This window comes from Mesorhizobium sp. CNPSo 4661, from assembly GCF_057784215.1.
In genome coordinates this window covers 108,679-130,993 of record NZ_JBWGIO010000020.1, presented here as the reverse complement: position 1 = coordinate 130,993, position 22,315 = coordinate 108,679, and the positions used below count along the sequence as shown (strand labels likewise).

20 protein-coding genes are annotated in these 22,315 nt (G+C 64.5%); 16 read left to right on the top strand and 4 right to left on the bottom strand.

The window, feature by feature from the left end; genetic code table 11:
- The 3 genes from AC0YKC_RS27425 to AC0YKC_RS27415 form a co-directional block, all read left to right on the top strand.
- Positions 1 to 194 (top strand): hypothetical protein (locus AC0YKC_RS27425; protein WP_488513342.1); only part of this gene is annotated, 194 nt, incomplete at its 5' end.
- Between the two features lie 197 nt (positions 195 to 391).
- Positions 392 to 2,116, top strand: coding sequence for a dihydroxy-acid dehydratase (gene ilvD / locus AC0YKC_RS27420; RefSeq protein WP_488513346.1), 1,725 nt, complete (start codon positions 392 to 394; stop codon positions 2,114 to 2,116).
- The gene (locus AC0YKC_RS27415; RefSeq protein ID WP_488513341.1) at positions 2,103 to 2,930 is read left to right on the top strand and encodes a tetratricopeptide repeat protein; all 828 of its coding nucleotides are present in this window, start codon (positions 2,103 to 2,105) and stop codon (positions 2,928 to 2,930) included. Before ilvD ends, AC0YKC_RS27415 begins: the two co-directional genes overlap by 14 nt.
- A 324-nt stretch (positions 2,931 to 3,254) precedes the next feature.
- Here AC0YKC_RS27415 and AC0YKC_RS27410 read toward each other — a convergent pair whose 3' ends face one another.
- The 3 genes from AC0YKC_RS27410 to erpA all read right to left on the bottom strand — a co-directional run bounded on the left by AC0YKC_RS27410 (position 3,255) and on the right by erpA (position 4,923).
- Positions 3,255 to 3,548 carry a hypothetical protein gene (locus AC0YKC_RS27410; protein ID WP_320295437.1) on the bottom strand — a complete coding sequence of 98 codons (294 nt, stop codon included), beginning with the start codon at positions 3,546 to 3,548 and terminating at the stop codon, positions 3,255 to 3,257.
- A 69-nt stretch (positions 3,549 to 3,617) separates the two neighbouring features.
- Positions 3,618 to 4,412, bottom strand: a complete 795-nt coding sequence (gene xth / locus AC0YKC_RS27405) for an exodeoxyribonuclease III (RefSeq protein WP_434723093.1) — start codon at positions 4,410 to 4,412, stop codon at positions 3,618 to 3,620.
- A gap of 163 nt (positions 4,413 to 4,575) precedes the next feature.
- The gene (erpA, locus tag AC0YKC_RS27400) at positions 4,576 to 4,923 is read right to left on the bottom strand and encodes an iron-sulfur cluster insertion protein ErpA (protein ID WP_488513340.1); all 348 of its coding nucleotides are present in this window, start codon (positions 4,921 to 4,923) and stop codon (positions 4,576 to 4,578) included.
- Positions 4,924 to 4,993: 70 nt separating this feature from the next.
- On the opposite strand from erpA, the gene AC0YKC_RS27395 reads away from it, so the two are divergent.
- From AC0YKC_RS27395 to AC0YKC_RS27335, 13 genes are all read left to right on the top strand, one after another.
- Positions 4,994 to 6,223, top strand: a complete 1,230-nt coding sequence (locus AC0YKC_RS27395; protein WP_488513339.1) for a deoxyguanosinetriphosphate triphosphohydrolase — start codon at positions 4,994 to 4,996, stop codon at positions 6,221 to 6,223.
- Between the two features lie 61 nt (positions 6,224 to 6,284).
- Positions 6,285 to 8,042, top strand: a complete 1,758-nt coding sequence (gene argS / locus AC0YKC_RS27390) for an arginine--tRNA ligase (RefSeq protein WP_488513338.1) — start codon at positions 6,285 to 6,287, stop codon at positions 8,040 to 8,042.
- A 103-nt stretch (positions 8,043 to 8,145) separates the two neighbouring features.
- Entirely contained in the window at positions 8,146 to 11,610 is a 3,465-nt protein-coding gene (locus AC0YKC_RS27385; protein ID WP_488513337.1) for an SPOR domain-containing protein, read from the top strand.
- Positions 11,611 to 11,741: 131 nt separating this feature from the next.
- Positions 11,742 to 12,761, top strand: a complete 1,020-nt coding sequence (gene nagZ, locus AC0YKC_RS27380; protein ID WP_488513336.1) for a beta-N-acetylhexosaminidase — start codon at positions 11,742 to 11,744, stop codon at positions 12,759 to 12,761.
- Between the two features lie 62 nt (positions 12,762 to 12,823).
- Positions 12,824 to 13,624, top strand: coding sequence for a segregation and condensation protein A (locus tag AC0YKC_RS27375; RefSeq protein WP_434725732.1), 801 nt, complete (start codon positions 12,824 to 12,826; stop codon positions 13,622 to 13,624).
- Positions 13,621 to 14,376 carry an SMC-Scp complex subunit ScpB gene (gene scpB, locus AC0YKC_RS27370; protein ID WP_320295444.1) on the top strand — a complete coding sequence of 252 codons (756 nt, stop codon included), beginning with the start codon at positions 13,621 to 13,623 and terminating at the stop codon, positions 14,374 to 14,376. Before AC0YKC_RS27375 ends, scpB begins: the two co-directional genes overlap by 4 nt.
- Before the next feature lie 179 nt (positions 14,377 to 14,555).
- Entirely contained in the window at positions 14,556 to 14,777 is a 222-nt protein-coding gene (locus AC0YKC_RS27365) for a twin-arginine translocase TatA/TatE family subunit (protein ID WP_320295445.1), read from the top strand.
- An 83-nt stretch (positions 14,778 to 14,860) separates the two neighbouring features.
- Positions 14,861 to 15,583: a Sec-independent protein translocase protein TatB gene (gene tatB, locus AC0YKC_RS27360; RefSeq protein ID WP_488513335.1), complete on the top strand. Its 723-nt coding sequence runs from the start codon at positions 14,861 to 14,863 to the stop codon at positions 15,581 to 15,583.
- Complete coding sequence (tatC, locus tag AC0YKC_RS27355) at positions 15,580 to 16,443, top strand: twin-arginine translocase subunit TatC (RefSeq protein WP_320295447.1); 864 nt, start codon at positions 15,580 to 15,582, stop codon at positions 16,441 to 16,443. Before tatB ends, tatC begins: the two co-directional genes overlap by 4 nt.
- Positions 16,444 to 16,652: 209 nt before the next feature.
- Complete coding sequence (gene serS / locus AC0YKC_RS27350; protein ID WP_488513334.1) at positions 16,653 to 17,957, top strand: serine--tRNA ligase; 1,305 nt, start codon at positions 16,653 to 16,655, stop codon at positions 17,955 to 17,957.
- 4 nt (positions 17,958 to 17,961) lie between these two features.
- Positions 17,962 to 18,720, top strand: coding sequence for a 5'/3'-nucleotidase SurE (gene surE, locus AC0YKC_RS27345; protein WP_434723086.1), 759 nt, complete (start codon positions 17,962 to 17,964; stop codon positions 18,718 to 18,720).
- A gap of 47 nt (positions 18,721 to 18,767) precedes the next feature.
- The gene (locus AC0YKC_RS27340; protein WP_320295450.1) at positions 18,768 to 19,421 is read left to right on the top strand and encodes a protein-L-isoaspartate(D-aspartate) O-methyltransferase; all 654 of its coding nucleotides are present in this window, start codon (positions 18,768 to 18,770) and stop codon (positions 19,419 to 19,421) included.
- Between the two features lie 357 nt (positions 19,422 to 19,778).
- Positions 19,779 to 21,302 carry a peptidoglycan DD-metalloendopeptidase family protein gene (locus tag AC0YKC_RS27335; RefSeq protein WP_488513333.1) on the top strand — a complete coding sequence of 508 codons (1,524 nt, stop codon included), beginning with the start codon at positions 19,779 to 19,781 and terminating at the stop codon, positions 21,300 to 21,302.
- A gap of 107 nt (positions 21,303 to 21,409) precedes the next feature.
- Here AC0YKC_RS27335 and AC0YKC_RS27330 read toward each other — a convergent pair whose 3' ends face one another.
- Complete coding sequence (locus tag AC0YKC_RS27330) at positions 21,410 to 22,300, bottom strand: NAD-dependent epimerase/dehydratase family protein (RefSeq protein ID WP_320295566.1); 891 nt, start codon at positions 22,298 to 22,300, stop codon at positions 21,410 to 21,412.
- Between the last annotated feature and the right edge of the window lie 15 nt (positions 22,301 to 22,315).

Below are 22,315 nucleotides of genomic sequence, written 5' to 3'. Positions count from 1 at the left end.
CTGGCCAAAACCCAAACCAAGCCTCGCATGAGGCCAATCCGCCGCGGCAGCCTCCTGACATCTATTTGCCGAGCGCAATCTATCCACAAAACAAAACCCCGCCGAAAATCGACGGGGTTTGTCAGCGGTCTGAAGGCCGGGCACTGCCCGGCCTTTTTTTATTGTCCAGCAGGCGGCTCACTTTGGTGCTTTGATCGCTGTTGCGCAACTGGCGCCCGATACGATTGTGACGTTTCGGCAACACTTTCTGAACAACCCCTGCTGTAGAAGTCTGACAGAGGGAACTGCCCATTTCCCGCCATAAACCCGGAGCACCCGAGATATGTCCCGGGATGCGTGCCAGGTTGGCTCGGCGATGGGACCGGCCGCGGGGTGTGCGGCAAGGACGATGATGGACGACAAGGCAATCTCCAAGGCCAAGCTGCCCAGCCGCTACGTGACCGTTGGTCCGGCGCGCGCGCCGCATCGTTCCTACCTCTATGCCATGGGCCTGTCGGCGGCCGAGATCGCGCAGCCTTTGGTCGGCGTCGCCAGCTGCTGGAACGAGGCCGCGCCCTGCAACATCTCGCTGATGCGCCAGGCGCAAGTGGTCAAGAAGGGCGTCGCGGCCGCCAACGGCACGCCGCGCGAGTTCTGCACCATCACCGTCACCGACGGCATCGCCATGGGCCACCAGGGCATGAAGTCGTCGCTGGTGTCGCGCGAGGTGATCGCCGATTCGGTCGAGCTCACCATGCGCGGTCATTGCTACGATGCCCTTGTCGGACTTGCCGGCTGCGACAAGTCTTTGCCCGGCATGATGATGGCGATGGTGCGCCTCAACGTGCCGTCGATCTTCATCTATGGCGGCTCGATCCTGCCCGGCAGCTATCGCGGCCGGCAAATCACCGTGCAGGACGTGTTCGAGGCGGTCGGCCAGCATTCGGTCGGCACGATAAGCGATGCCGATCTGCTCGAGATCGAGCAGGCGGCGTGTCCCTCCGCCGGCTCCTGCGGCGCCCAGTTCACCGCCAACACCATGGCGACCGTCGCTGAAGCAATAGGCCTCGCGCTGCCCTATTCCTGCGGCGCGCCGGCGCCTTATGAAATGCGCGACCGCTTCAATTTCGCCTCAGGCGAAAAGGTCATGGAACTGATCGCCAAAAACATCCGGCCGCGCGACATCGTCACGCGCAAGGCGCTGGAGAACGCGGCGACCGTCGTGTCCGCCACCGGCGGCTCGACCAACGCGGCGCTGCATTTGCCGGCGATCGCGCATGAGGCCGGCATCAAGTTCGACCTGTTTGACGTGGCGGCGATCTTTGAGAAGACACCCTATATCGCCGACCTCAAGCCGGGCGGCAAATATGTCGCCAAGGACATGTTCGAAGCCGGCGGCATTCCGCTCCTGATGAAGACGCTGCTCGACCATGGCTATCTGCATGGCGACTGCATGACGGTCACCGGCCGCACTTTGGCCGAAAATATGGAGCACGTTGCCTGGAATGAGAGCCAGGATGTTGTGCGTCCCGCCAATCGGCCAATCACCAAGACAGGCGGCGTTGTGGGCTTGAAGGGCAACCTTGCCCCCGAAGGTGCGATCGTGAAGGTCGCGGGCATGTCGGAACTGAAATTTTCGGGTCCGGCGCGTTGCTTCGATTCGGAAGAGGAGTGCTTCGAAGCGGTCACGCAGCGCGACTACCGGGAAGGCGAGGTTCTCGTCATCCGCTACGAGGGGCCGCGCGGCGGTCCGGGCATGCGCGAGATGCTGTCGACGACGGCCGCACTCTACGGCCAGGGCATGGGCGGCAAGGTGGCGCTGATCACCGACGGGCGCTTCTCCGGCGCCACGCGCGGCTTCTGCATCGGCCATGTCGGGCCGGAGGCGGCGGTCGGCGGTCCGATCGGGCTGATCAAGGATGGCGACGTGATCTCGATCGACGCCGTGAAGGGCACGATCGAAGTTGCCTTGTCGGACGCCGAGCTGGCGGCCCGGGCAAAGAATTGGAAGGCGCGCAAGACCGACTATCAGTCCGGCGCGATCTGGAAATATGCGCAGACCGTAGGGTCGGCCCGCGACGGCGCGGTGACCCATCCCGGCGGTGCGAAAGAAACACACTGCTATGCGGACATCTGAGGTGTTGAGGTCGTTTGTCCTACCGGCACTGGTCGCAGTCGCGACCTTGGGCGCCGTCGGGCAGGCCATGGCCTTCGACGACAAGGTGTTTGACGACAAGACCGGCGTGAAGCCGCAGTCGAGCCCTTGGGCGGTGTTCCAGTTCGGCTTCTCCGCCTATAAGAGCGGCCACAAGGACCAGGCGGTCGAAGCCTATAAATATGCCGCCGAGAATGGCCAGATCGGCGCCACCTGGAAGCTTGCGCGCATGTATGCCGAAGGCGACGGCGTGACGCGCGACGACTATGCCGCCTTCAAGTTCTTCTCGGAAATCGTCGACCAGGATGTCGAGCCCGGCTCGCCGGAAGAAAGCTATGTGTCGGACGCGCTGGTGGCGCTCGGCGACTATCTTCGCAAGGGCATTCCAGGCACCCCCGTCGAGGAAAACGAGGTTGCGGCGCAGGAATATTACATGCGCGCCGCCGCCAACTACCGCAATCCGAACGCCCAGTTCGAGATCGGCCAGATGTTCCTCAAGGGCGAGGGCGGCGTGAAGGCCAGCGTCAAGCAGGCAGGCCGCTGGTTGCAACTGGCCGCCGAGAAGGGCCATGCCGGCGCGCAGGCGACGCTCGGCAACCTTCTGTTCCAGAGCGGCAAGGTCGTGCGCGGCCTGGCGATGATGACGGCGGCGCTGCAGCGGGCTCCGGCGGCCGATCAGCCCTGGATCCGCAACATGCAGGAAGAGGCTTTCGCCGCGGCCGGCGAGGCCGATCGCCGGACCGCGATCTCGCTCGCGGACGATATCCTGACCAAGGGAAATAACGGCGACCAGTAAGCGCGGGTTTGACGATAGCGTGCGTGGTAGCTTAGCGCATGCATTCTCTAGTGCAGCGCTGGTCGACCCCCACTCCGTCTCGGCTTCGCCGAGCCACCTCTCCCCCGATCGACGGGGTAGAGGAAAGGCGCCAAGCTTTTTGTCGTCAACGCTCCGTCCAGCAACCCTCCCTTCCTTTCCCTCCGGAGGGGGGAAAGGTGGCGCTGCGAAGCAGCGACGGATTGGGGGAACCACGTGGCAATCAAGCCTCGGCCTGATCAGGCACGCCAGTCACGGAAGATGTGTGCGTAGCGTAACCTGGATGGTGGGGAGATCGGCGGCGCTTCAGTTCTCGGTCGGCTCTGTCGGCGCAGGACCAGGCGTCGGAGTCGAGAGCGATGTCGGGTGCGGTTTGGGCGCTTCCCCCGGACATTCGTCCTTGATCCTGGTCCAGGACGTGTTGTTGAGGACCATGTCGCAACGGGCGAGGTGACTTTCGCCGGCAATAGTCAGGCACGCCGTCTGGCCGACATCGAAGGATTTGCCATTGGCAAGACAGGTCGGCGCCGCCAGCGATGGCGTTGGTGCGGCAAGCGCCAAAGCAAGGCCGACCGGCCGAAAAGGAAATCGGATCGCCATTCAACCCCCACAGCAATCCATATCAAAGACGGGATTTGTGGCGAGATCAGGTCCTGACGGCAGGACGTCTCAGGCCGGCTGCAGACTGAGCTCGATCGCGACCGGCACGTGGTCGGACGGCTTTTCCCAGGCGCGGACGTGCTTTTCCACCGAGGCCGACGCAAAACGGTTGGCGGCTTCCGGTGACAACAGCAGGTGGTCGATGCGGATGCCGTTGTTCTTCTGCCAGGCGCCTGCCTGATAATCCCAGAAGGTGTAGACGCCAGGCGAGTCGGTCACACCGCGCACCGCCTCGGTGAAGCCGAGATTCTTCAGCCGGCGGAAGGCTTGCCTCGTCTGCGGCTGGAACAGCGCGTCGCCCAGCCAGTTTTCGGGAAAGCGGGCATCGGCCGGTTCCGGGATGACATTGTAGTCGCCGGCCAGCACCAGCGCCTCTTCCAGGCGCAGTCGCTCTTGCGCCCAGCGCTCCAGCCGCGCCATCCAGGCCAGCTTGTAGGGAAACTTCCGCTCATCGTCGATCGGGTTGCCGTTCGGCAGATAGAGCGAGACGACGCGCAGGGCGCCTTGGTCGGTCGAAAAGACGCCTTCGATGAAGCGTGCATGGTCATCCGCGTCGTCGCCCGGCAAGCCGCGGTTGACCTCGTCGAAAGGAAGCTTCGACAGGATCGCGACGCCGTTGAAGCTCTTCTGGCCGTTGGTCTCGACATTGTAGCCCAGCGCCTCGATCTCGGCGCGCGGGAACTGCTCATCGACCGTCTTGATCTCCTGCAGGCACACGATGTCCGGCGCGCTTTCGGTCAGCCAGTGGGTGAGGTTGCCGATGCGGGCGCGAACGCCGTTGATGTTCCAGGTGACGATCTTCATGCAGGCCTCGATGCTGTTCGGACGGAAGGCGTTCGACGAAGCCGATCGTATTGCCTGCGCCGGCCTTTAGAAAGGCCGTCCATTCGCATTCCTGCCAATAGCCGGGCGACAGCCAAGGGCTACCCGGTCCGCACCGGTCATAGGCCTGCGAAGTCTCGGTCGATCAGATTGAGAAGCTGGTGCCGCAGCCGCAGGAAGCAACCGCGTTCGGATTCCTGATCTGGAAGGACTGGCCCATCAGGTCGTCGACGAAATCGATCACCGAGCCGCCCATATAGACCAGCGACAGGTCATCAATCAGGACCGTCGCGCCATCCTTCTCGATGGCGACGTCGTCATCGTTGCGGCTGCCGACGAGGTCGAACTTGTAGGAAAAGCCCGAGCAGCCGCCGCCTTCGACGGAAACGCGCAGCGCCGTCTTGCCTGGTTCGCCGGAGACAATCCTGGCAATCCGCTTAGCCGCGGCATCAGTCATTTCGACCTTCATGGCAGTCTTGGCATCCGCGCCCATCGGCGTCACCTTGCTTTCGGTTTCAGATGATAGGTATGAAGCAGGCGGGCCTGAGTCAACTGGTGGGTCAATGAACGAGCGGCAGGGCAAGGATGCTCTCGGCGACATCGGGTTCGGCGATCGGCCGCGCGCCGTCTATGCGAGCGACCCGGCGCGCTCGCGCGGGCGCCTGTTCGAGGAGCCCGAAAGCCCGACCCGCACGCCGTTCCAGCGCGACCGCGACCGCATCATCCACTCCACCGCCTTCCGCCGGCTGAAGCACAAGACGCAGGTGTTCGTCGCGCATGAGGGCGACCACTACCGCACGCGGCTGACGCATTCGATCGAGGTGGCGCAGATCGCGCGTGCCTTGGCGCGAGCGCTGCGCGGCGACGAGGATCTGGCCGAAGCAGTCGCCCTGGTGCATGATTTCGGCCATACGCCCTTCGGCCACACCGGCGAGGACGCGCTGAACGAGAAGATGGCCGCCTGGGGCGGTTTCGACCACAACGCCCAGTCGCTGCGCGTGGTCACGCGGCTCGAGCGGCGCTACGCCGAATTCGACGGGCTGAACCTTGCCTGGGAGACACTGGAAGGGCTGGTCAAGCATAACGGCCCGTTGACCGATGCGAACGGGAAGGGGCTCAAGGGTCCGGTGCCGCAAGCGATCCGCGACTATTCCGAGCTGCACGACCTCGAGCTCGACCGTTTCGCCGGCATCGAGGCGCAGTGCGCCGCGATCGCCGACGACATCGCCTACAACACCCATGACATAGACGACGGCCTGCGCGCCGGCCTGTTGACGCTGGACATGCTGGGGGAGGTCGGCCTGCCCGGCTCGATCCTGAGAGGCGTTCGTGAGCGATATCCCCAGCTTGACGACGTCCGCACCTGCCACGAGCTGCTGCGCCGGCAGATCACACTGATGGTGGAGGACGTCATTGCATCGACCGCCGCCAATATCGAGCGCCTGAAACCGGACAGCGCCGATGCGGTGCGGGCGGCGGGCGAGACCTTGGTGACCTTTTCAGCGGGGATGGCCGCGGCGGAGAAGGAACTGAAGGCTTTCCTCTACAAGCACCTCTACCGGCACCCGGAAGTGATGCGGGTGCGGGCAGAGGCCGAGCGCATCGTGCGCGAGCTGTTCGACGTCTATTTCGCCGATCCGCGCGTCATGCCCGATGGCTGGCGCGAAGGGCTCGACCGGGCCGAGGACCGCATCAAGGCGCGCAGCGTTGCCGACTTCCTGGCCGGCATGACCGACACCTATGCGCTCAAGGAACATCGGCGTCTGTTTGACCATACGCCCGATTTGAGCTAGGGCGAGCCTCGATTTTGCCGGCCATCGAGCCGGTCGCCTCTTAAAGCCCAGAGCATATCCAATGAATATCTTCGCCGATTTCAACGCGCGGATCGTAAAGGCCGTCGAAGCCCTTGACCTGAAAGACAAGGACGGGGCCGCGCTCGACCTGTCGCGCATCGCGGTCGAGCCGCCGCGCGATGCGAGCCACGGCGATCTCGCAACCAACGCGGCGATGGTGCTGGCCAAGCCCACTGGACAGAACCCGCGCGCGCTTGCCGAAAGACTGGCCGAAGCGCTTCGCGCCGACGCGGACGTTGCCTCAGCCGATGTCGCCGGGCCGGGCTTCGTCAATCTCAGGCTCAAGGACGCGTTCTGGCACACGCATCTGACAGCGCTGCTTGGCGAGGGGCGCAACTATGGCCGCTCGACCATCGGCGGCGGCCGCAAGGCCAATGTCGAATATGTCTCGGCCAACCCGACCGGGCCCATGCATGTCGGCCATTGCCGCGGCGCCGTGGTCGGCGACGCCTTGGCCAATCTGATGGCCTTCGCCGGCTACGACGTGACCAAGGAATACGTCATCAACGACGCGGGTTCGCAGATCGATGTGCTGGGACGCTCGGCGTTCCTGCGCTATCGCGAGGCGCTCGGCGACAATATCGGCGAGATCCCGTCCGGTCTCTATCCGGGCGATTACCTGGTCCCCGTCGGCCAGGCGCTGGCCAAGGAATTCGGTCGTGGCCTGCTGCAGATGCCGGAAGATGAAGCGCTGGCGATCGTCAAAGACCGCACCGTCGATGCGATGATGGCGATGATCCGCGCGGATCTGGCGTTGCTCAACGTGCACCACGACGTGTTCTTCTCGGAGCGCACGCTGCATGCCGACAATGCCAGGAAGATCCGGGCGGCGATCGCCGACCTGACCCTCAAAGGGCATATCTACAAGGGCACGCTGCCGCCGCCCAAGGGCGAGAAGCCGGACGATTGGGAAGACCGCGAGCAGACGCTGTTCCGCTCGACCGCGGTTGGCGACGATATGGACCGGGCGCTCGTCAAGTCGGATGGTTCGTTCACCTATTTTGCGGCCGACGTCGCCTATCTGAAGGACAAGGTCGAGCGCGGCTTCGTCGACCTGATCTATGTGCTTGGCGCCGACCATGGCGGCTATGTGAAGCGGCTCGAGGCGCTGGCGCGGGCGGTTGCCGGCGATACGGTCAAGCTCACCGTGCTGCTTTGCCAGCTCGTAAAACTGTTCCGTGACGGCGAGCCCGTCAGGATGTCGAAGCGGTCCGGCGATTTCGTCACCTTGCGAGAGGTGGTGGACGAGGTCGGCCGCGACCCGATCCGCTTCATGATGCTTTACCGCAAGAACGACGCGCCGCTGGATTTCGACTTCGCCAAGGTCACGGAGCAGTCGAAGGACAATCCGGTGTTCTACGTGCAGTATGCGTCGGCGCGTTGCCATTCCGTCTTCAGGCAGGCGAGCGAGCAGCTTGGCGAGGCAAATTTCGACCGCAACCGGCTCGCGGCTTCCGTGGCTGCGCTGACGGACGAGGGTGAGATCGCGCTGATCCGGAAGCTGGCTGAATATCCCCGGCTGATCGAGTCCGCGGCGCTTTCGCTGGAGCCGCACCGGCTCGCATTCTACCTCTACGATCTCGCTTCCGGCTTCCATGCACAGTGGAATCGCGGCCATGACAACCAGGACTTACGTTTTGTTAAGGTTAACGACCGAGAATCAACCTATGCCAGACTAGGGCTGGTGCAGGCTGTTTCGGATGTTTTGACCTCCGGCCTGACGCTGATCGGGGCAGACGCGCCCACTGAAATGCGTTAGGTTTAACTAAAAAACCTGTCACCTTTTGCCCACATTGCGCTGGTAAGGGCCAACCCTGCGCGACGTCCATGGCGTCCGACTGTGTGCGAGTTCGGGAACAATAATGGCAGACAGAACCCCGCTGAAAGTAGCCGACCACAACGATATCGCCGACGATGATCCGTTCGCGGAGCTGACCCGGATCATGGGTTTCGATCCCCGCCAGCCGGCGAGGCAGCCGGCCCCCGCGGCCGAGAAAGCCATGCCGGCCCATCAGGCCGTGGAGGAGGGCGATTTCGACATCGACCTCGAGAAGGAGTTGATGGGCGAGTTCGATTCCGCCGAGGAAAGCGCTCCGGTCGCTCAGCAGGCTGCCATACACCAGATCAGCAATCAGCCGGCCTTCGAGGCTGCCAGCGCCGCCAATGACGATGAGCTAACCGCTTCCTTCGAGCAGGATTTCGTGTTCGACGACGCGGCGGATCATGCCGATTTCGCCGTGGCCCATGCGCCGGAGCCGGAGTTCGCGCCGGAGCCGGATTTCGCGCCGGAGCCGGAAGTTGCGCCGGAGGCGCATTTCGCATCCGAGCCGCATTTCGCGCCCGAGCCACAAGAAGCTCCCGAGCCGGAAGTCGCTTTCGACGATGATTTCGACAAGGCCGTCGCCAGTTCGCTGGATGTCTCGCCGCTCGAGGACGAGCTTCCGATCGATCAGGAAATGGCTGCTTCGCTGGATCAGGATTTCCAGCTCGACCATCACGAACCCGCGAATCTCGACTATCGCGAGCCGGCCGACGCCCGTCAGGACGCCGTCGAAGCCGTGCAGGCCGCGAGCGAAGAGGCGTTCGACGCCGATTTCGACAATGCGGTCCAGATGTCGCTCGAAGACGAGTTGTCGTTTGAGAGCCACGAGCCGGAGCAGCACGCCCAGGCTGTCGAGCCGGTCGAAACTCAAGCGGCTGCGCCGCTGATTTCCGAGGATGATTTTGCCGGTCATTTCGACCAGGCGATGAGCGATGCCGATGTCAATCTCGGTCAGGCTCAGGATGTTCAAGAGCCGGAGTTCGACGACGAGACGGCGCCGATGATAGAGGCGCCGATCGAGACGGCCCATTTTGCCGCTGAACCGGAGCTCCCGGCGCCCGAACCCGCAGCCGCGCTGACCCTCGATGACGATTTCGAACTGAGTTTCCGCGATGCGCTGAATGAGGAGCCGCAAGCTCCGGTCGCCGAGCCCGCTGCCCGGTCGCAGCCGGTCGCGGTTGAGCCGGCTCCCGTCGCCGCTCCGGTTCCGCCTGTCGCCGCCGTCGAGCCGGCCAAGCCGGCAGCCAGCGAGCGCAGCCTGGAAGACGAGCTCAATGCGCTGCTCGGCGCCATGACCGCGCGGCCGATGCCGGTGGTCAAGGAGCCTGCTCCCGCGCCGCGCCTGGTTGCGGAATCCGCGAGCTATGCTGGCGGGAAGGCGGCAGCCGACGATCTCGACTGGGATATCGACGAGCACCAGCCGGCGCAGAACGGGCAGGGCGCTCAGCCGGCAGAGAGCGACATGGACGACCTGCTTGCCGGCGAGCTCGATCGCCAGGATTTCTCAAGCTCGGCCAAGGCCGAAGCCGATGTTGATTTCGATGACGATTTCGGTGCCGCTTTCGCTCGGAGTATCGAGGCTGAGCGGGCGGCAGCTGCCACGGCGAGGTCTCCGGTAAATTCCTCCGATTGGCTGCATTCGACGCCTGCGGAATCAGCCAGGTCGTGGAGCCGTTCTACCCCGACCTCCGCTCCGCCGGCGCAGGCTTCGTTTGCCGCGCAGCCGGCGCCCTCGGCTCCGGCGCAGATGGCCGCGCCCTCGGCGCCGGTACAGATGGCGGCGCCTTCGGCGCCAGTGCAGATGGCCGAGCCGACCTATCGCAGCGAACCGGCAACGGATTATGCCGCCTATGCCAAGCCGGCGCAGTCGCCGGCGTCTCCGCCGCGGCCCGGCCAGCATGACGACGTGCCGGATGTCGAGACGGTCGACGTGCCGGAGCGCGTGGTGGCGCTCGCGGACGACCTCGACATTCCGGAGCTCAGCTTCGAGGAAGACCAGCCGGCGGCCCCCGCTTACGACGATCTCGATGCGGAATTCGCCAGCCTGCTCACTGACATGAACGCGACGGAGATCGCGTCGGCGCCGACGCAGAACCGGGGCTATGACGACGAATCCTACAGCGCCGGCTTCAATGGCTACGACCGTCGCGATTTGCGCGCCGAGGCTCCGGCGGCTCCGGTGGCCCCGGCTTCGTTTGCCGTGGCGAACGATTACGACGCCGACGACCTGCCGGGCAGCCGGCCGGTTTCGCAGGCGGAGGATTTCGCCGCCGACGAGCTCGACTACGATCCCGAGCTCGAGGAAGCGATGGCGATCCCCGGGCTTGCCGAGCGCGAGGCGGCGCAGCCGCGCCGGCGCGGCGTGATGATCGCGGCGCTGGTCGGCGCCGTGGTGGTTCTCGGTGGCCTTGGCGCGCTGGCCTTCTCCTTCGGCGGCAAGGGTGGTGGCGAGGCTCCGGTGATCGTCAAGGCCGACAATTCGCCGATCAAGGTGAAGCCCGAAAACCCGGGCGGCGCGGTGGTGCCGAACCAGGACAACAAGGTTTATGACGCGGTGGCCAAGGGCGGCGGCGCGACGAAGCCCGCCGAGTCGGTGCAGCAGAAGCTGGTGAACACCACCGAGCAGCCCGTGGACCTGGCGTCGAAGGAACCGCCGCCGAGCCGGGTCGTCGATCTCTCGCCCAACGACAACGACGCTGCGGCCGGAACTGGCGCCCCCGACAATTCGGACACAGCCTTGCCCGGCGTCGCGCAAGCGGCTGCGCCCAAAAGCGCGCAACCTGCTGCGCCGGCGAGCGCCCAGCCGGCAGCACCGGCGCCGAAGTCGGAAGACCGCATCGCCCAGGTGCTGCAGCAGGATGCCGACAACGGCGCCAGCAACGACGTCGTCGCGGTCGCACCGCGCAAGGTGAAGACCATGATTGTGAAGCCTGACGGCTCGCTGGTGCCGCGCGAGGACCCGGCTCCGGCCGCGCCGAAGGTCGCGGCGGCCGAGCCGAGCGATCCTGCGCCGCAGCATGTCGCGCCGGCCTCCGACGGCCAGCAGACGGGAACCGTAGCTTCCGATACGGACCAGGCCGATGCGCCTGCCGTCAAGCCGGCGAAGCCCGGGAAGAAGGCTGAAGCCAAGGCGCAGTCGACCAACACGCCGGCGGTGGTGCCGGTGGCGCCGGCGCGGCCGTCCGACCAGCCGGTCGATATCGTCGGCGAGGTCAAGCCGGACCAGGTCGCTTCGATCGATCCGGCGGCGGCAGCGGGCGGCGGCTCGTGGTCGATGCAGATCGCCTCGCAGCCGACGGTCGAAAGCGCGCAGTCGACCTATCAGGACCTGCAGCGCCGCTATGGCAGCGTGCTCTCCGGCCGCACCGCCAACATCGTCAAGGCCGAGGTCGCTGGCAAGGGCACCTTCTACCGCGTCCGCGTCCCGGCCCAGTCACGCAACGATGCGATCAACCTTTGCACCAGCTACAAGGCGGCCGGCGGCAACTGCTTCGTATCGCGCTGACCTGTCCAGCCTTTCAAGCCGGCGCCGCCGCAAGGCCGCGCCGGCTTTTCGTTGTGGACGGTTGTGGCCTTTGGCGTGTCCAAGGGCAGGGGTGATTCCCTTTGCTCGCTCAAAGCCTTAAGCTTCCGTCTATGAGCGAATCAAAATCCATGATCCTCGGCTGCGCCGGGAAATCCCTCACCGAAGACGAAATCCGCTTCTATCGCGATGAACGTCCTTGGGGCTTCATCCTGTTTGCGCGCAACATCGGCGAAGCCGGGCAGATCCGCGACCTTGTCGCCGCGATGCGCGACGGCGTCGGCCGCCCGGACGCTCCGGTCTTCATCGACCAGGAAGGCGGCCGGGTGCAGCGCCTGCGTCCGCCGCTGGCGCCGAACTATCCCGCCGGCGGCGCGCTCGGCGCGCTGTGGCGCGAGGACAAGGAAGCCGGCCGCCGCGCCGCCTGGCTGATGGCGCGGTTGCATGCCTTCGATCTCTCCCGCCTGGGTATAACGGCCGACTGCCTGCCGGTGCTCGATGTGCCGGTCGAAGGCGCCAGCGACGTCATCGGCGCGCGCGCCTATGGCAAGGAGCCCAATGCGGTGATCGAGCTTGGCCGGGCTTCGGCCGAGGGGCTGATGTCCGGCGGCGTGCTGCCGGTGATGAAGCATATTCCCGGCCACGGCCGGGCTTTTGCCGATACCCATTTCGCGCTGCCGACCGTCGATACGCCGCTGGAGGAGCTCCGCCGGCATGATTTTGCCCCGTTCAAGGCGCTCAGAGAGCTGCCGATGGCGATGACGGCGCATGTCGTCTACAGCGCCGTCGACCCCGACAATCCGGCGACGACGTCCGCCAAGATCGTCAATCAGGTGATCCGCGGCGAGATCGGCTTCGACGGGCTGCTGATGAGCGACGACACCTCGATGAAGGCACTTTCTGGGGATTTCCCGACAAAGGCGGCCTCGATCCTTGCGGCCGGCTGCGATCTCGTCCTTCACTGCAACGGCGTTTTCGAGGAGATGTCGGGGATCGCCTCACGCACGACGGCGCTGTCGGGCAAGTCCTTGCAGCGCGCGGAGCGGGCGCTGACCTATATAAAGGATCGCGACGTCGCCGACGAAACGGCGATACGCGCGGAATTCGCCACCTATTTCGAAGCGGTGGCCTGAACCGAAGGGACAAAAGGCAAGTGGCGGAGACATTGGAAGGCAAGGCCGCGAAGGCCGCACCGATGGACCGTCTATGGGCCGAAAACGACGATTCACGCCTGACCGGCGACCCGTCGCTGGTCGTCGACGTGGCGGGTTTCGAAGGTCCGCTCGATCTTCTCTTGCATCTTGCCCGCAACCAGAAGGTCGATCTGGCGCGCATTTCTATCCTGGCGCTTGCCGAGCAATATCTGGCCTTCATCGAGAAGGTGCGGGCGCTGAGGCTCGAGCTTGCCGCCGACTATCTGGTAATGGCGGCGTGGCTCGCCTTCCTGAAGTCGAAGCTCTTGATCCCGAAACAGCCGGGCGAAGAGGGCGAGAGCGGCGAGGAACTGGCGGCGGTGCTGCAATTCCGGCTGAAGCGGCTGGAAGCCATGCGCGACGCCTCGGCGCGGCTGGTCAACCGCAACCGCCTTGGCCGTGACGTCTTTGCGCGCGGCATGCCGGAAATGGTCATTGTCGAGAAGCGCAACAGCTTTTCGGCCTCGCTCTACGATCTGCTCACCGCCTATGCGCAACAGCGCCAGAAGCAGGCGATCAACAATGTGACGATCGCCCGGCGTGCCGTCTGGTCGCTGAAGGACGCGCGCGAGGTGCTGGCGCGGCTGATCGGCGCGGTCGGCGATTGGACGGCGCTCGACAGTTTTCTGATCGAATATCTTGCGGCGCCGGAAGAGCGGCGCACGGCGATGGCCAGTTCCTTCGCGGCGACGCTCGAAATGGTGCGCGAGGGCAAACTGGAAGTGCGGCAGGATCAGGTGTTCGCGCCGATCTATCTGCGCGGCCGCGCGCAAGGGGTAAGGGCAGTCGAGGTGGTATCATGAGCGAACGCGCCAACGCTTCGGTCATTCCGTTCAAGGTCGAGGACGAACCGGAAGACGAGATGGCCGAGCAGGGTTCCATCGAAAACCCCGCCGAGCGGCTGCAATTGTCGGAAGCCGTGCGCATGGCCGAGGCGATCATTTTCGCCAGCGCCGAGCCGGTCAGCGAAAAGCAGCTTGCAGCGCGCCTGCCCGAAGGCGTGAACATTGCCGCTGCAATGGCGGATTTGCAGGAAATCTATGCCAAGCGCGGCGTCAACCTGGTGCGGGTCGGCGATGCCTGGGCCTTCCGCACCGCTGGCGACCTGGCTTTCCTGATGAGCCGGGACTCCGTCCAGCAGAGAAAGCTCTCCCGCGCGGCGCTCGAAGTGCTGGCGATCATCGCCTATCACCAGCCGGTGACGCGCGCCGAGATCGAGGACATCAGGGGCGTGGAAACGTCCAAGGGCACGCTCGACACGCTGCTCGAAACGGAATGGGTCAGGATGCGCGGTCGTCGCCGCACGCCTGGACGGCCGGTGACCTATGGCACCACCGACGCTTTCCTGGATCATTTCGCGCTGGAGGAGATCCGCGATCTGCCTGGCATGGAAGAACTGAAGGGCGCCGGATTGCTCTCGACGCGCATGCCGGCCAACTTCTCGATGCCGGTGCCGCCGGCCGACCCGGATGCGCTGACCGAGGACGAGGATGAGCTGACCGATATCGATCTCGAGGAACTCGGGTTGCTGACGCCGCGCGTCACGGAAGAGTGAGCGCGAAGCCGGCGCGGATGGTTTATTAGCAAGGCCTGCGCGGATTCGTAGCAAGGCGCTCACGCCGAAAGTGCGTGACATCCGCTAGCCATTTTATCAACTTCATTGCGGTTGTGTTTGAATCCCCGAGCGAAAACGCATAGATCATCGCCAGGGAAAACATTCGAGAGAGATTGGCTATGGGTTCATTTTCGATTTGGCACTGGATGATCGTGCTGGTCATCGTGCTTCTGGTGTTCGGCCGCGGCAAGATCCCGGAACTGATGGGCGACATGGCCAAGGGCATCAAGAGCTTCAAGAAGGGCATGGCTGACGACGACGTTGCGGACGACAAGCGTACCGTCGAGCACCGCGCTGACGAGACTGTTTCGCCGGGCAAGGAAAAGGTCAGCAAGAGCTGATCCCGTTTGTTGGTTTGAGCATGCTGTTGTCCCAAGACCGCTTCGCATTTTTGGGCGGCAGGCACCCGTCGGAATAGATTGCCATGTTCGAAGTCGGTTGGAGCGAACTGCTGGTGATCGCGGTCGTCATGATCGTGGTCGTCGGGCCCAAGGATTTGCCCAACATGTTGCGCACCTTCGGCCGCACCGCGGCGAAATTGCGTGCCATGGCCGGCGACTTCCAGAAGCAGTTCAACGAAGCGCTGAAGGAAGCCGAGCTCGACGACGTGAAGAGTTCGATCGATAGCTTGCGCGGTCTCAATCCGATGAACGAGGTGCGCAAGCAGCTCAATCCCTTCGAGCAGGCCGCGGCCGATGTGCGGTCCGGCGTCGATACGATGATGAAGCCCAAGCCGGCCGCCGATCCGGCGGCGCCGGCAGCGGAGACGCCGCAGGCCGCCGAGCCGCTCAAGAACGGCGCGACGGACATGCCGGGAGCCGGCGGAGCCGAGGCTGCTTCGACCTCCCCGACCTTCCCCGCCATGACCGACGCCTCCGTCACGGCATCGGTTTCGGCGGCCCCTCTGGCGGCCAAGCCCGCGAAAAAGGCTGCGACCGCTAAGGCCAAGATGGCTGGCGCCGCTGCCAAGCCGGTTGCGGCAACTAAGGCACCGACCGCAAAAGCGCCGGCCAAATCCCCGCCGGCTGCGGCCAAAGCCGCAGCGACTGCCGGAAAAGCCGCGCCCAAGGCGAAGCCTGCGGTGGCGAAGAAGCCGGCCGCAAAGAAGATATCTGACACCAAGAAGACGGCGGGAGCCGCCAAGTGAGCGTATCGGACAAGGAGCGGGAAGAAATCGAGAAATCGTCGGCGCCGCTGATCGAGCATCTCATCGAGCTACGCCGTCGCCTGATCTGGTCGCTGGGCGGCTTCTTCGTCGCGTTTCTCGTCTGCTTCTTCTTCGCCAAGCGCCTGTTCAACCTTCTGGTCGTCCCCTTCAAATGGGCGACGCAATGGGCAGGGCTCGATCCGCACAAGGTCGAGCTGATCTATACCGCGCCGCAGGAGTTCTTCTTCACCCAGGTGAAGCTCGCCATGTTCGGCGGCATGGTGATCGCCTTCCCGCTGATCGCCACGCAGATCTACAAGTTCATCGCGCCGGGCCTCTACAAGAACGAGCGCAGCGCCTTCCTGCCCTTCCTGATCGCGTCGCCCATCCTGTTCCTGATGGGTGCCTCGCTGGTCTATTTCTTCTTCACCCCGATGGTGATGTGGTTCTTCCTGGCCATGCAGCAGACCGGCACCAACGATCAGGTGCAGATTTCGCTGCTGCCGAAGGTTTCGGAATATCTCAGCCTGATCATGACGCTGATCTTCTCCTTCGGCCTGGTGTTCCAGCTGCCAGTGGTGACCAGCCTGTTGACGCGCGTCGGCATATTGTCGTCGCAGGCGCTGGCCGAGAAGCGCAAATGGGCGATCGTCCTTTCCTTTGTCGTTGCCGCAGTGCTGACCCCGCCAGATCCGATGAGCCAGATCGGCCTCGCGGTCCCGACCATCATCCTCTACGAGGTCGCCATCTGGTCGTCGCGCATGATCGAGCGCAGCCAGGCGCGCGACCGGCTGGCGCGCGAGCAGGCAGAGGCGGAGAGCTCGGTCGCGAGCGACACGCCGGACGCGCCGTCGGCGTAGGCAAGGCAGTTCAAGCAGGGAAAATCGAGGCGCTCGGCATAGCCACCGTCTTGCATCGATAGCGGATGCGGTTTACGCCCTCGATCCTTAAAGCGCATCGCGCTGAAACGAATTCAAGCGACGCGCTTTAAGTTTTAGCTTTGATGCATGTTGTTATCCCAGAACCGCGGCACACTTCCGGGCGACGTGCATGACTTTGAGGATCGACCATGCTTGATATCAAATGGATTCGTGAAAACCCAAAGGCCCTTGTCGAGGCGCTGGTGAAGCGCTCGTGGTCGGCGGGCGAGGCGCAGTCCACGGTCGACGATCTGGTCGCGAAGGACGAAGCGCGGCGTTCGCATCTCAGCGAGCTGCAGGTCAAGCAGGAACGCCGCAACGCCGCCTCGAAAGAGATCGGCAACGCCATGCTTTCGGGCGATTCAGCGCTTGCCGAAAAGCTCAAGGGCGAAGTCAGCGACATCAAGGCGTTCATCCAGGACGGCGAGGCGCGCGAGCGTCAGCTCGACAAGGCGCTGAACGACGCGCTTGCGGTGCTGCCCAACGTGCCGCTTGAGGATGTGCCGGTCGGCAAGGACGAGCACGACAATGTCGTCAAGCGCATCGTCGGCGAGGTGCCGACGCGCCCGAACTGGGTGAAGGAGCATTTCGAGATCGGCGAAGCGCTCGGCATGATGGATTTCGAGCGCGCGGCGAAACTGTCCGGCGCCCGCTTCACCGTGCTGAAGAGCCAGCTGGCGCGCATGGAACGCGCGCTTGGCCAGTTCATGCTCGATCTGCACACCACCGAGCACGGTTATGAAGAGATCATCCCGCCGCTGATGGTGCGCGACGAGGTGCTTTTCGGCACCAACCAGCTGCCGAAATTCGAGGAGGACCTGTTCTTCACGCCGCATGGCGACGGTCGCCTCGGCCTGATCCCGACGGCTGAGGTGCCGCTGACAAACCTCGTGCGCGAAGAGATCACCGCGCATGAAAAGCTGCCGTTGCGCTACACCGCCTTGACGCCATGCTTCCGCTCGGAAGCGGGTTCGGCCGGCCGTGACACGCGCGGCATGCTGCGCCAGCACCAGTTCTACAAGGTCGAACTCGTTTCGATCACCGACCAGGAAAGCTCGATCGCCGAGCATGAGCGCATGACGCAATGCGCCGAGGAGGTGCTGAAGCGGCTCGGCCTGCCGTTCCGCACCGTGACGCTCTGCACCGGCGACATGGGTTTTGGCGCGCGCAAGACCTATGACATCGAGGTCTGGCTGCCAGGGCAGAACGCCTATCGCGAAATCTCGTCCTGCTCGGTTTGCGGCGATTTCCAGGCCCGGCGCATGGATGCCCGCTACAAGGACAAGGACGGCAAGGGCAACCGCTTCGTCCATACGTTGAATGGTTCGGGCACCGCTGTCGGCCGCGCTCTGATTGCCGTCATCGAAAACTACCAAAATGAGGATGGCAGCGTAACCATTCCTGAAGTGCTGCGGCCTTACATGGGTGGTCTGGCCAAGATCGAAGCGAAGTGACTTGATGCGCATTCTCCTGACCAACGACGACGGCATCCACGCCGAAGGGCTGGCGTCGCTCGAACGCATCGCGCGCACGCTATCGGACGATGTCTGGGTGGTGGCGCCGGAGCAGGACCAGTCCGGCTATGCGCATTCGCTGTCGATCTCGGAGCCGCTAAGGCTGCGCAAGATCGGCGAGAAGCATTTCGCCGTGCGCGGCACCCCGACCGACTGCGTCATCATGGGCACGAAAAAGATCCTGCCCGGACCGCCGGACCTGATCCTGTCCGGCGTCAATTCCGGCGCCAACATCGCCGACGACGTCACCTATTCCGGCACCGTGGCGGGCGCCATGGAAGGCGCGTTGCTCGGCGTGCGCTCAATCGCGGTCAGCCAGGCCTATTCCTATGTCGGCGAGGACCGCGTCGTTCCGTACGAGACGACCGAAGCGCTGGCGCCGGCGCTGCTCAAGCGGCTGGTGGAAACGCCGCTGCCGGAAGGCGTGCTGCTCAATGTCAATTTCCCGAACTGCGCCCCCGACGAAGTGGAGGGCACAGTCGTCACCTCGCAGGGCAAGCTGGTGCATAGCCTGTGGGTCGACGAGCGGCGCGATGGGCGCGGCCTGCCTTATTACTGGCTGCGCTTCGGCCGCGAGCCGGTCGAGGGCAAGAAGGGCACGGACCTTTATGCGATGCGCAACCGGCTGGTGTCGGTGACGCCGCTGCAGCTCGACCTTACCGCCCATGAACTCCGCGACCAGCTCACCAAGGCGCTGTCATGAACAAGGCATTGGCATGAACACGGTTTTGGCATGAATACGGTTTTGGCATGAATACGGGCATCGACGACCGCGAAGGTTTCGCCGCTTTCCTGCTCAGGCTGCGGGGCAGGGGCACGGCGCCGAAGGCGCTGGTTGCCGCCTTCGAGGCGACGCCGCGGCGTGGTTTCCTGTCGGCCCAGTTCCATGCGATCGCCTGGTCGGACGGCATGCTGCCGATCGAATGCGGCGAGGCGATCGAGGGCGCCGATCTGCAGGCGGCGGTGATCGCCGCGCTCCACATCGAGCCGGGCAACCGCGTGCTCGAGATCGGCACCGGCTCGGGCTACACGGCAGCTGTGATGTCGAGGCTCGCGGCGCGCGTCATCACCATCGACCGCTACAAGACGCTGACCGAACAGGCCAAGCAGCGCTTCGAGGCGCTGGCCATCAGCAACGTCATCGCCCGCCAGGCCGACGGTTCCAACGGCCTGCCCAATGAGGGGCCGTTCGACCGCATCGTCGCCTGGGCGGCCTTCGACAGCCTGCCGCGCTTCCTGCTCGACCAGTTGTCGAGTGGCGGCGTCGTGATCGCGCCGATCGGTCCGGAGGAGGGCGAGCAGGTGCTGGCCAAGCTCACCAAGGTCGGCAGCCGCTTCGAGCGCGAGGACATCGGCATGGTCAGGCTGCAGCCGATCCTGCGCAGTGTTGCCGCGGTGATCTAGTTCCTCAACACAAAAGTTCTAACCGGTTGGTTCGTGTGCGTTGGCAGATCCGATGCCCTGGCGATTGGCCGAGACGCCTATCGCGGTCGTCATCCACGGGCGTAGCAGGAGCGAAGCGACGTCGCTACGCTCCTTGCTCCGCTCTGGAATGACGAGGTTCAGGAGCCTTCAGCTCATCGTAGCGATGCGCCGGAAAGCCGGGATATCCGCGTTGCTGTCACCCGGATTTCGGCCTCGCCAAAATTTCCGCCAATGTTTTAAGAAAATTTTCGTCGGATTCTAACGGGTTAACCGCCCAGTAACATTAACGCGCTTTAATCAGGGCCAGTTTGTACCGGGTCTGTGCGGGTTAGTGCGATGCAATTCAATCACTTGAAGGCAAACAGACGTAATCTGGCGCGCGGTTGCGCTGTCCTGATGATTGCCGGCGCGGCGGCCGGGTGCAGTTCCCAGTCGATGCGCTTCAACGGTGTCGATGATGTCTTCACATCATCCACCAACAATCAGCGCGCCATCATCAACAAGCAGAATGTCGACCAGCCCTATCCGGGCGACACGGTCGCGCCGGCGCCGGTCGACGGCGCCCATACCCAGTCGGTGAGCCGCTCGAGCCTCGAGCCGGTCACCGCCCAGCAATTGCCGCCTCCGTCGGCGCCGGCTCCGGCAAAGCCGATGCGTACCGCTTCGGCTCCTGCTCTTACGCCCGCTCCGGCGCTTGCGCCAGCGCCGCATCTCGACAGGACGGCCACCGGCACGGTTGCCGCGGCCAAGCCGTTCAAGACCGCCGAGCCCGACGCCGTGCGCAATGCGAGCGCCGCGCCGCACGCGACCGAGATCGTGGTGCGCGACGGCGAGACGCTTTCTGGCCTGGCTGCGCATTATCATGTGCCGGCCGATGCCATCGCCAAGGTCAACGGGATCGATCCGAAGAAGGGCATCCGCAGCGGCCAGAAGATCGTTATCCCCGCCTATGCCTATTCCAGCAAGGCGGAGGCGAAGGTCGCGGAAGGCAAGCCGACGAACACGCCGAAGCAGCCCGCTCCGGAGAAGGTCGCCGTGCTGCCGCAGCAGCCCAAGGTCAAGGACGGCAAGGCAGCCGCCCAGGTCGATGCATCGGCCGCGGCCGCGGGTTCCAAGAACCCGAAGCCCGCGCAGCAGATGGCCGAGGCCAAGCCAGCCGGCGCCGGCGGCACCTACACGGTGCAGCAGGGCGACACGCTGTCGTCGATCGCCAGGAAGACCGGCGTCGGCACAACGGCGCTGAAGCAGGCCAACGGCATGAAGGACGGCCTGCTCAAGATCGGCCAGACACTCAAGGTTCCGGCCGGCGGCACCGTTCAGGTCGCGTCCGCCAAGCCCGCGGCGGCGGCCAAGCCGGCCGTCGACCCAGTGACGACGGCAACGACGCCGCCGGCGGCCAAGACCACCGAGACGCTCGCCTCCTATACGCCGCCGAAGAAGGACGCCAAGGTCATCCAGCAGGCCGAGGACGACAATGCGGAGGCGCCCGACGCAACCGGCATCGGCAAGATGCGCTGGCCGGTGCGCGGCCGTGTCATCTCCGGCTTCGGTTCCGGCAAGGACGGCGTCGACATCGCGGTGCCGGAAGGAACGCCGATCAAGGCGGCCGAGAACGGCGTCGTCATCTATGCCGGCGACGGCCTCAAGGAATTCGGCAACACCGTCCTGGTGCGGCACGAGAACGGCCTGGTCACCGTCTATGGCCATGCAAGCTCGATCGAGGTGCAGCGCGGCCAGAAGGTCAAGCGCGGCCAGGAGATCGCGCTGTCCGGCATGAGCGGCACCACCGACTCGCCCAAGCTGCACTTCGAAGTGCGCAAGAACTCGGCCCCGGTCGATCCGACCGGCTACCTCGAATAGAACAAGAACCTTTGCGGGCCGCCTGACCTCCAGTCCGGCCCGCCGTCTTCAGCCCGCTTCGCAAGGAGCGGGCTTTTTCAGTTGTATGAAATGCCCGCCCGCAAGGCTCAAAGGTGATCGCGGAGCGTGTCGGCGATCATCTCCTCGAGGCTGCTGGCCTTCACACCCAGAAGTGCCTCGGAGTCGGATGAATCGACCAGCAAGGGGCTTTCGAAGAGGTAGCTCATCTCGATGAGCTCATGCATGCCCAGCGCTTCCATCTCGGGGACGGAATAGGAACGCATCTCCGGAACCTCTTTTCCGAGCATCGCCGTGGTCTTGCGGATGAGCTCCCGGGGCGAGGCGGGTTGGGAGGGGACATGGAACGCCCGTCCCCATTCGCCTGTGTAGAAGGAGGCCGCGGCAAGTGTCCTGGCGACGTCCCTGGTGAAGCTCCAGGCGTGGGTCGCGTCGAGGTCTCCAATGAAGGCGGTTGGCTTGCCCTCGATGATGGAGGGCAGCGCGACCAGCGAGAAGTAGCTGATCGCGCCATGCCCGAGATAGTCGCTGGAGCGTATTTCGATCGCCGGCACACCGGCACGGGCCGCCCGTTGCCACATGATCGTCCTTGCGGTTCCCTTCCTCGAAGTCGGGTCCAGCGGCATGTCGGAGCGAAGCGGGCCATTGGTATTTTTCCCATAGCCATACAGGTTTCCGAGCACGATGAGCTTGGCGCCGACCGTCTCCGCGGCGCGCACGGTGCCGTCGATTATGGGGAAAAAGTCGGTTGGCCAGCGATGATATGTGGCCATGGCGCACATGAAGATGGCATCGGCGCCTCGGCAGACACGCGACAATTCCGAGGCATCCGTGGCGTCGGCCTGTACGGTCCGCACGTTCCGCAACGCATTCGAGCCGACGCTCCGGCTCGTCAGAATGACGTCATGTCCCTCTTCGCCAAGAAGGCGAGCGGTCTCGCGTCCGACCGGGCCTGCGCCGACAACGACATACAAACTCATGGCAACCTCTCTTCC